The sequence below is a fragment of the Nocardia nova NBRC 15556 genome (assembly GCF_001613005.1).
Taxonomy (GTDB): Bacteria; Actinomycetota; Actinomycetes; order Mycobacteriales; family Mycobacteriaceae; genus Nocardia; species Nocardia nova.
This window is the reverse complement of sequence record NZ_BDBN01000065.1, coordinates 47,695-62,005: the sequence shown is the minus strand read 5'-3', so window position 1 is coordinate 62,005 and position 14,311 is coordinate 47,695. Positions and strand designations below refer to the sequence as shown.

The following is a 14,311-nucleotide window of genomic DNA, read 5'->3' as shown; positions in this document are numbered from 1 at the left end:
CGTCCGGCGCCCAGGCGTCCGCGCCGAGCAGGTTCGCGTAGCGGCCGTCCGGCCCGAACGCCGCCCCGCCGACGAGCACCGGCACTCCGGCCGCCTGGCATGCGGTGATGGTGCCGTGCGCCGACGGCAGGCGGGTCGGCAGCGACGACGACAGCAACACGGCGTCGGGGCCGGTGTTGTGCAGGTGCGCGATCAGGTGGCGGGTCGGCACCTGGGCACCCAGGAAATCGACCTGCCAGCCGCGCAGCCGCAGCACTTCGGTCACCAGCCGGGCGGGAAGGGCATGCCATTCGCCGTCCACGCACGCGACGGTGACCCGCCCGGCCGAGGCGGGGTGCGAGGCGGCCGCATGCAGTGCCAGCGCCGTCACGGCCCGGTCGTTGATCGCGGTGGCGGTGTGCTCGTCGGCGACACTGAGGGTGTTGGCGGCCCATTCCGCACCCACCCGGCGCTGGACCGCGGCGATGACATCGAGCAGAACCGCTTCCGGTTCGAGCCCCGAATCCACCGCCGCGAGCACGATGCCGATCGCCGCCCGTTCGTCGCGGCCGGTGACCGCCGTCCACAATTGCTCGCGAAAAGCCGGGGCGTCCCGCGAGTTTCGGCGATGCGGCTCGGACATGAACGGCGGCTCCTTGGCGGTAGCGGTCACGCGAGGACGGTATCCGAGGTTCGCGGCGCGCTGATCGCGACGACCGCGATGTCGTCGTGCTCGTTGCGGCCGACCCACTGGGTGGTGAGCATGTGAATACGCTCGACCACCGCCTCCGCGGGCATATTCGCGCACTGCGCCAGCGCGGCGGTCAGACGCTCCTCACCGAACATGCGTCGGCCCAGCGGTCCGCCGCGAGCCTCGGTCACACCGTCGGTGTAGAGCAGGCAGGTTTCGCCGGGCGCGAGCGAGGTGCGGAACGTCGTGGCGCTGATCTCGGGCAGCGCGCCGACCAACTGTCCCCGCGTCTCGGCCATGTCGACGCTCCCGTCGGCCCGGACGATCAACGGCGGCGGATGCCCGGCGGAGGTCAGCCGCAGCTGCACCCGTCCTTCCCGACGCACCGCCGATGCCAGCACCAGCGTGGCGAACCGGTCGTGCCGCGAGGACATCAGCGCGTTGTTCAGCAGGGTGAGCATGCGCTGGTGATCGTCGGCCATCGGCACCAGCGCGTGCACCGTGTTGCGGATTTTGCCGGTCAGGACGGCGGCCTCGAGACCCTTGCCGCAGACGTCGCCGAGGACGACGAGGGTTTCCCCGTCCGGTGCCGCCGCGCGATGTACGTCGTAGAAGTCGCCGCCGATGATTTCGTGATTCTCCGAAGCCCGGTAGGCGCCGGCCAGTTCGATGCCGTGGACGTGGTGCAGTTGCGGTGGCAGCAGCTCGCGCATCAGGATCGCGGTGATACTGGTCTGCTCGGCGTACAGCCGTGCCGCCGACAACGCGATTCCGGCGCGACCGGCGAACAACTGGGCGAAGATCTCGTCGCGCTCGTCGAAGCTCCGCTCGCCGGAACGCCGCAGCAGGACCAGCGCACCCGCCGAAACCCCGTGGCCGGGAAGCGGAGTCACGATCACCGAGCCCGTGCCGTGCTCGAAACCGGGCGGCAGCAACCACACCGGCACCGCCGCGGGGTCCAGCCACTGCGAGGGAATGGGCGGGAAGCCGCGCAGCGCCTCGCTCAGCCCGGCCACCGCGTCGGGGTCCTCCTCGACGACGTTCACCCGCACCACACCGTGCTCGTCACAGGAGACGACCGACAGCGCCCGCCCGGCCGGGGGAGTGACGACCACCGCGGCGTCGGCGAGGTGGCGGGCGGCCAGACGGACGGTCGTCTCCAGGCATCGGTCCACGTTCAGCGAGGCCAGCAGCCGCTCGGAGGCCTGCGACAGGAATGCGGTGCGTTCGCGTTCCTGCTCCAGTTCCGAGCGGCTCTCCTGCAGCGAGGCCGCGGTGTCGCCGAGCAGCCACCAGACGACCGTCCCGTCGGCGCCGGGGGAGGCGACCGCGTGCAGTTCGCGCCCGCCCACGCGCCCGGATACCGAGGCGGGCGACGGCGCGATGCCCGAGGCGGCCGTCTCCTCGTGTGCGGTGGACAACCAGGGCGGCACCGCACGGTGCAGCGGTTCGCCCACGACCGCGTCGGGAAACAGGGCGGCCGCTTGCCCGCTCAGCGCGACCACCGTGCCCGCGCCATCGACCACCACGGCCGGATGCGGTACCGCCGACCATCGGTCGACGTCACTCACCACAGATTCGGGCACGGCGAGCTCCTCACATCCGATCGGGCGAGTGAAACCCGCTGCGCCGCAGCCGAAACCGATGTCACGGCTGGTCCGCGGAGCTGCGCCGGGGCCACTGCCCGGTGTCGGAATCCGAACGGGATTCGGCGGCGGGCGAGACCACGAATTCCACCGTCGTCCCGTCGGCGCCCGAGACGACGCGGGTGCCGGGCATGAGGGCGTTCATCATCGGCAGGCCGCGACCGCGATCGATTTCCTCGTCCGCCCGCGGCGCGCGCCAGGTCCCGCTGTCGGAGACGGCGATGCGGATCGAATGGGCGGCCGACGCGTGCAGCACGACGGTCCGGCCGTCACCGCGATGTCCGTGCTCGACCGAATTCGAACAGGCCTCGTTGACGGCCAGCAGGAGGTCGTACGCGCGATCCGGTCCGAGGCTCGTCCCCGCGAGCCAGGCGCGCAGCAGGGCCCGCACCCGCTGCAGTTCCTCGGACCGGGCCCGGAATTCGATGTGCAGGTCCTCGAGCGATCGCTGTCCGCCGCCGGTCGCGGCCTTGTGAGCTGCGCCTTCGGGACGGCGTGGGCTGTCGGGGTGACGCATACCTTCGGGGTGACGCATGGGATATCAGCCGTTCGTGTGGGAGACAGCGCTCGCGACGGCGGCATCGACGTCGTCGAAGAGTGCGAATACCGTCGACAGGCCGGTGACCTCCACGACTCGCCGCACCGGCCGCGGCGCCACCACCAGCACCCGGCCCGCCTGTCGCAGCGCGCGTACCAGCACATTCATCCCGGAGGAGTCGAAGAACTCGACCGCGGACAGATCGACGATGAGCTGTCCCGGTTGACGAGTCACGGCCTGCTGGACGGCGGTGTCCAGCCGCGGCGCGGTATGCGAATCGACCTCACCGGCGGCGACCACCACCCAGCGGCCGCCGACCGAGATCACCTCGGCGGTGCAGCCGCTGTGGCCTTCGTATCCCACGTGTTCACCCTTCCCTACACTCGCGGCATCCGGGTCCGCCCCTACGAGTATGAATCGTGACGGCGCAGCGGATATGTGCAGGCACACTCGCGCATGACGAACACCGCGATACTCGGCGTAGTTCGCGGTGCCGCGCGCGGCTGTGGTCTCAACCTCGCAAGGTCACCGAGTGTAACGGCCGCTGCGACTCGCCGGGACACGCGTCGGCGGGGGCGCACCGGACTCCCGCTACGGCGCCGCCGCAGCACCCGTCGTCCGGTGCGCGAAATCGCATGCGCTGAGCGGTGTTCGGCAGGTGAGGGCATGTCGAAGCTCGCGTTGCGGCGCATTCGCAGGTCGGGCCGGGGGTGTCCACCGCAACATTCCGACGTGTCGCCGACACGTTCCGTCCGCCGCGTGGTTATATCGCGCGACGACGTTCACGGAGGTGTTCGGTGACGACAGCAGGTCTCATCCTCGCGTGCCTCGCGGCCGTGATTCACATCTACATCTTCTATCTCGAATCGGTGGCGTGGACGAGTCCGAAGACACGAGCCATCTTCGGAGTCTCCTCGGCGGCCGAGGCGGAGACGACCAGACCGCTGGCGTTCAATCAGGGCTTCTACAACCTCTTCCTGGCCCTCTGCGTGATCACCGGCACCGTCTTCTTCGCGGTGGGCGAGAAGACGATCGGCGCCACCCTGGTGTTCACCGGCGCCGGTTCGATGACCGCCGCCGGCCTGGTCCTGCTTCTGTCCAGCCCCGACAAGGCGAGTGCGGCCCTCAAACAACTCGTGCCGCCGCTGCTCGGCGTGATCGTTCTGGCGATCGGCCTGGTGTAACGCACAGCGCCAAGTCGAGATCCTCGGCGATGTCCGCGCGGGTCTGCACATCGGGCCGGATCCGGTGCCGGGCCGTACGCCGCGGGCCAGTTCGGTCCGTACGTGTTCGCCACCTGCCCGCCGACCTTGCCCAGCCGCAGCAGTCGCCGTGACCCGTTATCGGCAGCGAAGTATGGGTAGGCCGAGCAGGGGACCGACCGCGCTGCCGGCTCGCCCTGGCCTGCGGAGCCCTCGCGTGACAGCTCTGCGGGCCTTGCCGGTCGATCGTTGCCCGGCCCGTAGCACCGCCCCGCGACGAAAGGAGTCTCCCGTGATCGGAACGCGCACGCGGCGAATGGATTCGAGCCGGTGGAGACAATCGTGGTGGACGTTCCCGGCCACCGCCGCCGCCGCGACGGCCGGCTCGGCGGCGACCACGACCGGCTCGCAGTGGTATCAGCGCCTGGAGAAGCCACCTTTCCAGCCGCCGCCCGCGGTCTTCCCGGTCGCGTGGACAACCCTCTACGTCGATATCGCCGCCACGACCGCCCGGGCGCTCAACCGCGCCGATCCGGCCCAGCAGCGACGCCTCCGCACCGCCCTGCTGCTCAACCTGACCCTCAATGCGAGCTGGAGCTGGGTGTTCTTCCGCGCACACCGTCTCGGCGCGGCCACGGCCGTGGCGGCCGCCCTGACGCTGAGCAGTGCCGATCTCACCCGCCGCACGGCCGAGGTGGACCGTGCAGGCCTCCTGCTGGCGGCCTATCCGGCGTGGTGCGGCTTCGCCACCGTGCTGAGCGGTGCCCTCTGGCGCCGCAACCGCGCCGGGTGAGACGCGCCGGGAGCTCAGGGACCTCAGATCTTTCGATCGTGATCGGCCCAATAGGGCGCTCGCAGTTCGCGTTTGAGGATTTTGCCGCTGGCATTGCGAGGCAGCGCGTCGACGAAACGGAATTGCCTGGGGCATTTGTATCCGGCCAGATGTTCGCGGCAGAACCGCTGGATGTCGTCGGCGTCACCGTCGGAGACGAGGATCGCGAGCACCGATTCGCCCCAGACCTCGTCGGGTACCCCGATGATCGCCGCGTCGGTGACGGAGGGATGTGCCAGCAGGACCCGCTCGACCTCGGGTCCGTACACGTTCTCGCCACCGGTGATGATCATGTCCTTGAGCCGGTCCTCGACGTAGAGGTAGCCGTCGGAGTCGACCCGGCCGATATCGCCGGTGCGGACCCAGCCGTCCACGATGGTCTCCGCGGTGGCGTCGGGGCGGTTCAGATATCCGGTCATGCGCTGGTCGGTGTACAACCAGATTTCACCCTCCTCGCCGACGGGAACCTCGGCGCCGGTGGTGATGTCGGCGATGCGGACAGTGACGCCGGGTACCGGCCGTCCTGCCGACAGCAGGCGCCGGTCCGCATTCGGCCCGCGATGGTCGCCGGGGTCCAGCGTGGTGGCCACGCCGGATACCTCGGTTTGCCCGTAGACCTGGACGAAGCGCACGTCGGGGAGGGCGTCGAGGGTTCGGCGCAGGAGTGGGAGCGGCATGGGCGCGGCGCCGTAGCCGAGGTAGCGCAGCTGCGACAACGCGTCGACGGCCGCATCGCCCGCGGCGAGGAATCCGGCGATCACCGGCGGCACGAAGAACGTGTGCGTCGCCCCGGCCAGCAGTGCGGTGATCAGCGCGGCGGGTGTGGGTTCGCGCGTCATGATGCTGTGTACGCCCGCGCGGATGCCGAACAGTGCGTAGCAGACGCCGCCGACGTGGAACATCGGCATCGCGACCAGATTCCGGTCGCCGTCGGTGAACGGGAACTTGGTTCCGACGCAGACGGTATGGCCGACGAGTGCACGCTGGCTCAGCAGGACGCCTTTGGGCCGGCCGGTGGTGCCGGAGCTGTAGATCACCAGCGCGACATCCGATTCCGTTGCCGCCGTGCCGAGTTCGGCATCACCGCTCGCGGCGGCGAGGAAGTCCTCGTACTCGTCGTCGATGGTGATGATGCGTTCCAGCCGGTGCGCCGCGCCACGTGCCTGCTCGGCAGTCGTGCGGAGTTCGCTGCCCGAGAAGAGAATTCGTGCCTCGCTGTCGTCGAGGACGTACGCCAGTTCGTCGCCCGCCAGGCGCCAGTTGAAGATGGCGAGCCCGGCGCCCAGTGCGGCTGCAGCGAACAGCAACTCGAGCCCGGCCGGATGGTTCTTGTCCAGGAAACCGATGCGGTCACCACGGCCGATTCCGGCGGCGGCCAGACCACGGGCGGCGCGGTCGATGCGGTCGTTCCACTGTGCCCAGGTCCAGCGCTGGTCGCCGTAGTCGATCGCGATCCCTTCGGGCCGTTCGGCCGCCCATCCGGTGACGAAGTCTCGCAGCAATTCCGGTGTGCCGGAGCCGGTTCGGCTGATGTGCATATGCGCCTCGGTGCTGGTGGCCAACTGATCGCCCTTTCGCTTCCCGGGTCTCGTCACGAGGACGGAAGTAGCCCGTTCGACAGAACTAGTCCACTTGGACTAGTAGCATGATGGGTGATTCAGTTCACACCTGTCAATGCCCCGAATTCGATAGGAAGCGACCGTGCCGGACCGAACACGAGGAGAACGCGCTCGCGCGGCGGTGATCGACGCGGCGATCACGCTGCTGACGACCGGCGGATACACAGCCCTGACCACCCGTGCCGTGCAGGAGACCAGCGGGCTGTCTCGCGGATCGATGCTGCACCAGTTCCGGACCCGGGAGGATCTGCTGGCCGCGACGGTCGAGGAACTCGTCGCCCGGCGCGCCGCGCGGGCCGAGGAGATGATCGCGAAGTTTCGCGCCGAACCGCCCGGGGATCGCTTGACCGCCGCCATCGTCGCGGTGCGAGAACTGTTCTCGGGCCCCGATTTTCTGGCCGAGATGGAGTTGTGGGCGGCGGCCCGCACCAATCCCACGCTGCACGAGACCCTGGTTCCGGTCGTGGAGCGCATCGGCGGCCGGCTGCGTGAGCAACTGGCCGAATTGTTCGGCGCTGAATTGGCCGCCCATCCCGACTATCCCAAGGTGTCGATGCTGACGGTCGAGGTCGCCCGCGGCCTGGCATTCAGCGCCCCTATTCGCCGCGGCCACGGCGACCCGATACTGCTCGAGTACTGGTGCGCCGCTGCCGCCACCATGCTCGGCCGCCCCGCTCCCGGCACCCCGCATCGCGATTACCGGGTTGTCGTCTGAAATGTGCGGCGGCCGAAGTGGCCGATGGGGGTCGAACCTGTTGTGCCGCCAAATGTTTCGAGATTCGCCGGCGAGTAGTTATCCGAAGAGCCGGCGATGGTCGCGAACGAACTGCTCGAAGCTTCTCGGCGCGTCACCGGTCAGGTCGGTAACGGTCGACAGCACCGAATCGGCTCCGCCGTCGCCGTAGACGGTGCTCACCCGGACCAAGGCTTCTGCCATGAATGCCGGAACGCCGGCGGCGAGCAGGCCGTCACGTGCTTCCGTCGCGGTCAGTGCGTGGTATCGCACGGGCTTGCGCAGAACATCCGAGAAGACGTCGGCCACCTCGTCGTAGGTGAGAGCGCGGGGACCGGTGAGGGCATAGATCCGGCCGTCGTGGCCGCCGGTGGTGAGGACATGTGCGGCGACACCGGCAACGTCACGGGCGTCGACGTAGCTGATGGGCGCCGAACCTCCCGGGCGTGCGATCACTCCGTGCTCGGCGATCGACGCCGCCATCTGCGCGAAGTTCTGCATGAAGAAGTTCGGCCGCAAGAAGGTCCACCGCAATCCGGAGCGTTCGATGGCCTCCTCCACCGGCCGATGCAGGTCGGCGAGGGGAGTGAGGCGTTCGTCGGCCCGCCACAAAGACACCTTGACGACCCGTTCGACGCCGGCTCTGTACGCCTCTTCGACCAGGGCGAGTTCGTCCCGAGTCTGCGTCGCGGTAGTGGCGGTGACCAGGAAGAGGGTGCCGACGCCCGCCATCGCGGCGGGCAGGGTGGCAGGGCGCGTGTAGTCGACGGTGACCGCGTCGTGGCCCGATTCCCTCATCGCGGCGGTGCGTGCGGGATCCCGGTAGGCCGCGCGAACGGGTGCACCCGCCGCGAGCAACGCGGCCACCACGCCCGAGCCGATTCTGCCCGATGCGCCCGTGATCAGCACCGGACGGCCGGATTGCGGCGATAAGGCCGGAAACGGCGCCGAGGGCTCTGTTCCGGTGCGGGGTTGGTTCACATGCCGGACGTTACCGAGAGCCACCGACAAGAATCCGAACGCAGACAGTGACTTTCACCTGGTTCGGCCGAGACCGCAGTCACGCTGATCGGCTCGTCCGCAGTCCCGACCGGTGTCAGCGCAGCGCCGCCGCGAGGTAGGGAGCGGTTGCGCTGTGCGGATCGGTGGCCGCCTCGGCCGGGGTGCCGGTGGTGACGACGCGACCGCCCTCGTTGCCGGCGCCGGGGCCGAGGTCGATGACATGGTCGGCCTGGACCACCACACGCATGTCCAGTTCGGCGACCACGACCGTATTGCCCGCGTCCACCAGTTTCTGCAGGTGCAGCATCAGCCGGTCGGTATCGGCCGGATGTAATCCCGAGGTGGGTTCGTCGAGGAGGTACAGGGCGTCGCCGCGATGTGCGCGCTGCAGTTCGGTGGCGAGTTTGACCCGTTGGGCCTCGCCACCGGACAGTTCGGTCGCCGGCTGCCCCAGCCGGAGGTAGCCCAGTCCGACGTCGTCCAACACGGTCAGTGAGCGGAGGATGTCGGTGTCACCCTCGAAGAACGCCCGCGCCTCGTCGACGCTCATCTCGAGAACCTCGGCGATATTGCGGCCGTGCCAAGTGATTTCGAGTGTGCTCGCTTGATAGCGGGTGCCGTGGCAGTCCGGGCACGGAGTGTAAACGCTGGGCAGGAAGAGCAATTCGACCATCACCCAGCCTTCGCCCTCACAGGTGGGGCACCGCCCGGAGGCGACGTTGAACGAGAATCGGCCCGCGTTGTAGCGTCGGCGCCGCGCCTTCGGTGTGGCGGCGAAACGGCGGCGGATGTGGTCGAACATTCCGGTGTAGGTGGCGACGTTCGATCGGGGAGTGCGCCCGATCGGCTTCTGATCGATGCACACCACACGGCGAAGATCGCCGACTCCGCCGAGGATCGTGCCGTCGACGGCCTGCGAGTCGTCCGACAGCAGCAGATCGTCTCCGGTGTCGTCGGCGGGCGCGCCGACCGGGTGCCCCAGGTACTCACCTATGAGAGCCGGTAGCGCCTGACTGACCAGGCTCGACTTCCCGGAGCCGGACACGCCTGTGACAGCGGTCAGGCACTGCAGCGGAAACGACACCGACACGTCGCGTAAATTGTTGCGGCGCACCTTCTTCAGTCGCACCCATTCCTCCGCGCGCCGCGGCGGCCGGGGTGCGGGCCGTTCGTGACCGAACAGGTAGCGCCGGGTCGCGGATTCGCCGACCTCGGCCAAGCCTTCGGGCGGTCCGCTGTGCAGAATCCGGCCGCCGTTCTCGCCGGCGCCGGGCCCGAGATCGATCAGCCAGTCGGCGGCGCGAACGATGTCGAGTGAATGCTCGACGACGAAAACGCTGTTGCCGCGCCGCTTCAGACCCTCCAGGATGACCAGCAGGGCGTCGCGGTCGCGCGGGTGCAGCCCTGCCGACGGTTCGTCGAGGACGTACACGACTCCGAAGAGCTGTGAGGACAGTTGCGTCGCCAGCCGCACGCGCTGCAATTCGCCGGACGACAGGGTCGGTGTGCTGCGGTCCAAAGACAGATAGCCCAGGCCCAGGTCGGTGACGGGCCGCAGCCGTTCCAGCAGTTCGGCGACCAAACGCTGTGCGGCAGCGCGCTTTTCGACCGACATGTTCGGCGTGCTGCGCACGTCCGGGGCTGCATCGTGTGCCGAACCTCCGGCCGCGACACGCTTGTCGACCGCCGCTCGGCGGGTCGTCTCGTCGAGTACGGCGTCGGAGCCGGTTCCGGTCGGGTGCCAGTTCTCGGCGAGGACCGACGACAACAGTTCGGCGAGGCGGCCCAGGGGAAGGGCGGAGAATTCGGCGATGTCGAGCCCTTCGAACGTCACCGACAGGGCTTCCGGTTTGAGCAGTTTGCCGTCGCAGGTGGGGCACACCGCACTGCTGATGAACCGGGACACCCGCTTCTTCACCGAGGCGCTCTTGGTGTTCGCGAAGGTGTCGAGGACATACCGGCGCGCGCCGGTGAACGTGCCCTGGTAGCTGGGCTCCATCTGCTGTTTCAGCGCACGCCGCGTCTGTGCCGGAGTGAAGCCCGCGTACACCGGCACCGTGGGGTGCTCGTCGGTGTAGAGGATCCAGTCGCGGTCCTTCTTCGGCAGATCTCGCCACGGCCGGTCGACGTCGTATCCGAGCGAGACCAGGATGTCGCGGAGGTTCTGACCGTGCCACGCCGGTGGCCAGGAGGCGATAGCTCGTTCCCGGATCGTCAGCGACGGATCGGGCACCATCAGCTTCTCGGGCACCTCGTACACGCGGCCGATTCCGTGACAGGTGGGACACGCTCCTTGAACGGTGTTCGGCGAGAAGTCCTCGGCGTAGAGCATCGGTTGCTTCGCGGGGTAGTTGCCGGCTCGTGAATACAGCATGCGGACCAGGCTGGACAACGTCGTCACACTGCCGACGGAGGAGCGGGCGCTACCGCCGGCGCGGTGTTGCTGCAGAGCGACCGCCGGCGGCATCCCCTCGATCGAATCGACGTCGGGTACGCCCACCTGATCGATGAGGCGGCGCGCGTACGGGGCCACCGACTCCAGATACCGGCGCTGGGATTCCGCGAACAACGTGCCGAAAGCCAACGACGATTTCCCCGAGCCCGAGACGCCGGTGAATACCACCAGCGCGTCACGGGGAATGTCGACATCGACGTCGGCGAGATTGTGCTCTCGTGCGCCACGCACCTGGACGCAGTCGGGAACGGCGATGGGCGGGTCCCCAACGGGCGCTGGCTTCGCGGGAGAACCTGCCATAACACCTGGCCTCACGTTGACGGGATCGATCCCGTGCCGAAGAGTGCTTCGATCTGTGCCGGATACCCGCGTCCGGCTGCTTTTATCCTGCAACTCGCCCGCACCGAAGTGTAAATGGAAACACCCTCGGTAATGACGACGGTGCCCTCACAGCAAACGCTGTGAGGGCACCGTCGCGTAGTCCGGCAGCGGATTTACTTGTTACTTGCTCGGCGCCGGCTTGAACGGGGCGTTGATGGTGGCGAAGTACTGGATCGCGGCGCCGATGGCGACCGGGGCGGTGATGAAGATCTGTCCGGCGAGCACGCCCAGGAAGCCGACGGCGGCGGCGCCGGCGACACATCCGCCGAGCGGGCCGAGGCCGAACAGGGTGGCCAGCGCACCGGTGGCGACGAGGCCGATGGCAGCGCCCGCGACGCAGCCGATGACCGCGCCACCGATGGCACCGGTGAGGGCACCGATGGTGGCACCGGTGCCGATGGTGTCCTTCAGCCGGTTGAACGCGGCGGTCTCGCGGTCGTAGGGGGTCTTCCAGGGAGCGGAGTCCTCGAAGGGCAGGGCGACCGGCTTGTAGACCGCGTGCTGCAGATCCAGCTGAGGGGTCAGGGTGGCGGTGTTGCCGGAGATGTCGGCGGCGATCGGGAACTCGAAGTCGTTGACCCGGAAGTTCAGCGGGGTGCCGGCGAGTACGGTGCCGTTGGCGGCCTTGATCTTCAGCATGCCGTCTTCGTTGACGATCGAGCCACTGTCGGTCTTGATGACCGCTTTGCTGTCGTCGACGACGCTGGCCTTGTAGTGGACGCTTTCGGGCGCGGCGGGGGCGGCGGGGTCTGCGTTCGCGGTACCGGCCGCGACGCCGACGGCGGCGACCAGCATGGCGGCGGTCGCGGCGAATTTCCTCATCATCATTTTTTGCGGAACCTCGAGACAGAGTGGTTCAGGGACGAAGGAATCACAGACCAGGCCAGCTAACGGATAGTGAACGCCCGGAGTTCATTCATTCAGTTCCTGTTCACCACGTTCGCCCGGCTGTCGGCAGGACAACTGAAACCTTCAGTGCGAGTGATGCTTTCTTGCGAGGCTCGCAATGGAGCGAAACTAGGCTGAACTGCCGTTTGTGGCTGTTATCACAGACTTTTCCCAGGATGACGCCCACATCTTTCGGCGATTTCCTCCGGTGGTCACCTGCGTTGTCTCGTGACTCGAGCGACAATGTGCCCATGGCCGTCCCCGACGAACCCACGACATGGCGTCGCTGACCCGCCCCGGCTCGCGGTCTCGTGAGCGCGACGAACGGCGCGATGCGGTCGAGCGGCGGGTGCTCTCCGCTGTGGACCGGCTGCTGGATACCGGCGTCACCTACACCGAACTTCCGGTGGCCCGGATCGCCGCCGAGGCCGACATCGCCCGCTCCACCTTCTATCGCTATTTCCCCGACAAGAGCCGGCTGCTGATCCGGATGGCTGACCTCGCCACCGACGATCAGTTCCGGACGGCCGAACTGTGGTGGGCCGCAGACCATCTCGACGGAGAGGCGGGGGTCGTCACGGCCATGCGGCTGATGATCGCGGGCACCCGGGCACACCATCGCGTCCTGCGCGCGCTCACCGAGGTGGCGGGCTACGACCGCGATGTGGGCCGCTACTGGCAGGAGCGGGTCCAGCGCTTCACCGAAATCGTCCGCGGGCGGCTGGACCGGGAGCGCGCGGCGGGCCGGATTTCCGCCGATCTGGAGGTCGAGGCCACCGCCATCGCCCTGACCTGCATGGTCGAGCGTGCCATCGACTTCACCTTCGCGGCCGGGAATCCGGTGGACGACGAACAGTTGGCCCGAGCGCTGGGGCGGGCGATCTGGCAGACGGTCTACGGCTCGTGAGCGAGTTGTCGACACATCTGGAGTCCTTGCTGGGCGTACCGGTGGTGTCCGAGCGCACCGCCGGACGCGGGCATGCCTGGACCTTGTATCGCGTGCGGCTCGCCGACGGCCGCGATGCCTTCGTGAAAAGTGCTGTGGGCGAACCGGGTTCGACCGCGGACCATGCCTTGACCGCTGAGGCCGCGGGCCTGCGCTGGTTGCGCGAGGCCGACGCCGCGGACCTGATCCCGCAGGTATCGGCCGCCGACGAGCGCACTCTGGTATTGCCGTGGTTGAGTTCGGTGACGCCCAGCCGTGCTGCCGCAGAGCAGTTCGGTGCAGCGCTTGCCGAACTGCACGCGCACACCGTCGACCGGTACGGCGCGCCATGGGCGGGCTGTATCGCCACGGTTCCGCAGGACAACGCGATGGTCGCGGGGGAGTGGGGGCCCTGGTACGCCCGGTATCGACTGCAACCGCTGTTGCCCGCCGCCGCATCCGTTCTGGGACGCGACGGAACTCGGCTCGTCGAGCGGGTGATCGGCGGGATCGGCGATCTGGCCGGCCCAGCGGAGCCGCCGTGCCGCATTCACGGCGATCTGTGGTCGGGCAATGTGCTGTGGACCGAGCGCGGTGTGCGGCTCATCGACCCGGCCGCCCACGGCGGTCATCGCGAGACGGACCTGGCCATGTTGCGGCTGTTCGGCGCGCCGCATCTCGGCCACATCCTGGGGGCATACCGGGAGCGCTTCCCCCTCGCGCCCGGCGCGGAACAGCGGATCGCACTGCATCAGCTGTATCCGTTGCTGGTGCATGTCGTGCTGTTCGGTGGGGGATACCGGGAACAAGCCATCGCTGCCGCGGAAGAGGCACTGTCCGCACTGTGAAAGCCTGTGCGCGGCAGCCTCTTCGGAGGCGGCCGGTGAGCGGGGCCGGCGTGGTCGGCGGCAACGAACATATTGCTATGGACGTATGCGCATCTACACATGTAAAGTCGCCATGTCGTATCTCGTCGACACACGCTGCTCACCGTCCATAACCACAGCCTCGAGGACTGGCTACGGTCGGGCGATGGAGTTGCGGAGGATTCACCACGCGGCGATCATCGCGTCGGACTATCAGAGATCGAAAACGTTCTATACCGAGGTGCTAGGGCTGCGGGTGGTGGCGGAGCACTACCGGGTCGAACGGCGTTCGTGGAAGCTCGATCTCGCACTGCCGGACGGCGCCCAACTGGAGCTCTTCTCGTTCCCGGATCCGCCGACACGGCCGTCGCGGCCCGAGGCGTGCGGGCTGCGTCATCTCGCCTTCGTCGTCGAAGACGTCGCCGCGGGCCTGGCGGAGCTGCGGGGGAGGGGAGTGGTCGTGGAGGAGGTCCGGGTCGACGAATTCACCGGTCGCCGTTTCGGTTTCTTCTTCGACCCGGACGACTTGCCGCTGGAGTTGTACGAGGCCTGAA

Annotated in this window: 14 protein-coding genes; 6 read left to right on the top strand and 8 right to left on the bottom strand. The window is 68.3% G+C overall.

Translation table 11 applies throughout. The features are described 5' to 3' along the window. The 4 genes from NN2_RS24415 to NN2_RS24400 form a co-directional block, all read right to left on the bottom strand. The coding region (locus NN2_RS24415; RefSeq protein WP_174555009.1) for a cobalamin B12-binding domain-containing protein at positions 1-622 on the bottom strand (622 nt) is incomplete at its 3' end. Positions 623-648: 26 nt separating this feature from the next. Beyond that, positions 649-2,256 carry a PP2C family protein-serine/threonine phosphatase gene (locus tag NN2_RS24410; RefSeq protein ID WP_063016206.1) on the bottom strand — a complete coding sequence of 536 codons (1,608 nt, stop codon included), beginning with the start codon at positions 2,254-2,256 and terminating at the stop codon, positions 649-651. A 61-nt stretch (positions 2,257-2,317) separates the two neighbouring features. Continuing rightward, entirely contained in the window at positions 2,318-2,851 is a 534-nt protein-coding gene (locus NN2_RS24405) for an ATP-binding protein (RefSeq protein ID WP_082857228.1), read from the bottom strand. 6 nt (positions 2,852-2,857) lie between these two features. Beyond that, a complete protein-coding gene (locus tag NN2_RS24400; protein ID WP_063016202.1) occupies positions 2,858-3,217 on the bottom strand; it encodes an STAS domain-containing protein in 360 nt (119 codons plus the stop codon). A gap of 434 nt (positions 3,218-3,651) precedes the next feature. Between NN2_RS24400 and NN2_RS24395 the strand changes: the two genes are divergently transcribed. Together NN2_RS24395 and NN2_RS24390 are read left to right on the top strand one after the other, a co-directional pair. After that, positions 3,652-4,038, top strand: a complete 387-nt coding sequence (locus tag NN2_RS24395; protein WP_063016200.1) for a DUF1304 domain-containing protein — start codon at positions 3,652-3,654, stop codon at positions 4,036-4,038. 310 nt (positions 4,039-4,348) lie between these two features. Next, on the top strand, positions 4,349-4,849 hold the full coding sequence (locus tag NN2_RS24390) for a TspO/MBR family protein (RefSeq protein WP_369817547.1): 501 nt from the start codon (positions 4,349-4,351) through the stop codon (positions 4,847-4,849). Positions 4,850-4,872: 23 nt separating this feature from the next. Here the strand turns inward: NN2_RS24390 and NN2_RS24385 are convergent, their stop codons facing one another. Beyond that, positions 4,873-6,426, bottom strand: a complete 1,554-nt coding sequence (locus tag NN2_RS24385; protein ID WP_063016218.1) for an AMP-binding protein — start codon at positions 6,424-6,426, stop codon at positions 4,873-4,875. Between the two features lie 163 nt (positions 6,427-6,589). Here NN2_RS24385 and NN2_RS24380 point away from each other — a divergent pair, with 163 nt between their 5' ends. Next, positions 6,590-7,222 carry a TetR/AcrR family transcriptional regulator gene (locus NN2_RS24380; RefSeq protein WP_082857227.1) on the top strand — a complete coding sequence of 211 codons (633 nt, stop codon included), beginning with the start codon at positions 6,590-6,592 and terminating at the stop codon, positions 7,220-7,222. Between the two features lie 78 nt (positions 7,223-7,300). Here NN2_RS24380 and NN2_RS24375 read toward each other — a convergent pair whose 3' ends face one another. From NN2_RS24375 to NN2_RS24365, 3 genes are all read right to left on the bottom strand, one after another. After that, positions 7,301-8,221, bottom strand: coding sequence for an SDR family oxidoreductase (locus NN2_RS24375; protein ID WP_082857226.1), 921 nt, complete (start codon positions 8,219-8,221; stop codon positions 7,301-7,303). A 115-nt stretch (positions 8,222-8,336) separates the two neighbouring features. Beyond that, the gene (locus tag NN2_RS24370; RefSeq protein WP_174555008.1) at positions 8,337-10,997 is read right to left on the bottom strand and encodes an excinuclease ABC subunit UvrA; all 2,661 of its coding nucleotides are present in this window, start codon (positions 10,995-10,997) and stop codon (positions 8,337-8,339) included. Between the two features lie 201 nt (positions 10,998-11,198). Then, complete coding sequence (locus NN2_RS24365) at positions 11,199-11,906, bottom strand: DUF8020 domain-containing protein (protein WP_063016193.1); 708 nt, start codon at positions 11,904-11,906, stop codon at positions 11,199-11,201. Between the two features lie 337 nt (positions 11,907-12,243). Between NN2_RS24365 and NN2_RS24360 the strand changes: the two genes are divergently transcribed. The 3 genes from NN2_RS24360 to gloA2 all read left to right on the top strand — a co-directional run bounded on the left by NN2_RS24360 (position 12,244) and on the right by gloA2 (position 14,310). Beyond that, positions 12,244-12,873, top strand: a complete 630-nt coding sequence (locus NN2_RS24360) for a TetR/AcrR family transcriptional regulator (RefSeq protein WP_063016191.1) — start codon at positions 12,244-12,246, stop codon at positions 12,871-12,873. Next, positions 12,870-13,739 (top strand): fructosamine kinase family protein, encoded by an 870-nt coding sequence (locus NN2_RS24355; protein ID WP_082857225.1) that lies wholly within the window; start codon positions 12,870-12,872, stop codon positions 13,737-13,739. Before NN2_RS24360 ends, NN2_RS24355 begins: the two co-directional genes overlap by 4 nt. A 184-nt stretch (positions 13,740-13,923) precedes the next feature. Next, positions 13,924-14,310, top strand: a complete 387-nt coding sequence (gene gloA2, locus NN2_RS24350) for an SMU1112c/YaeR family gloxylase I-like metalloprotein (RefSeq protein WP_063016189.1) — start codon at positions 13,924-13,926, stop codon at positions 14,308-14,310. Position 14,311 lies beyond the last annotated feature (1 nt).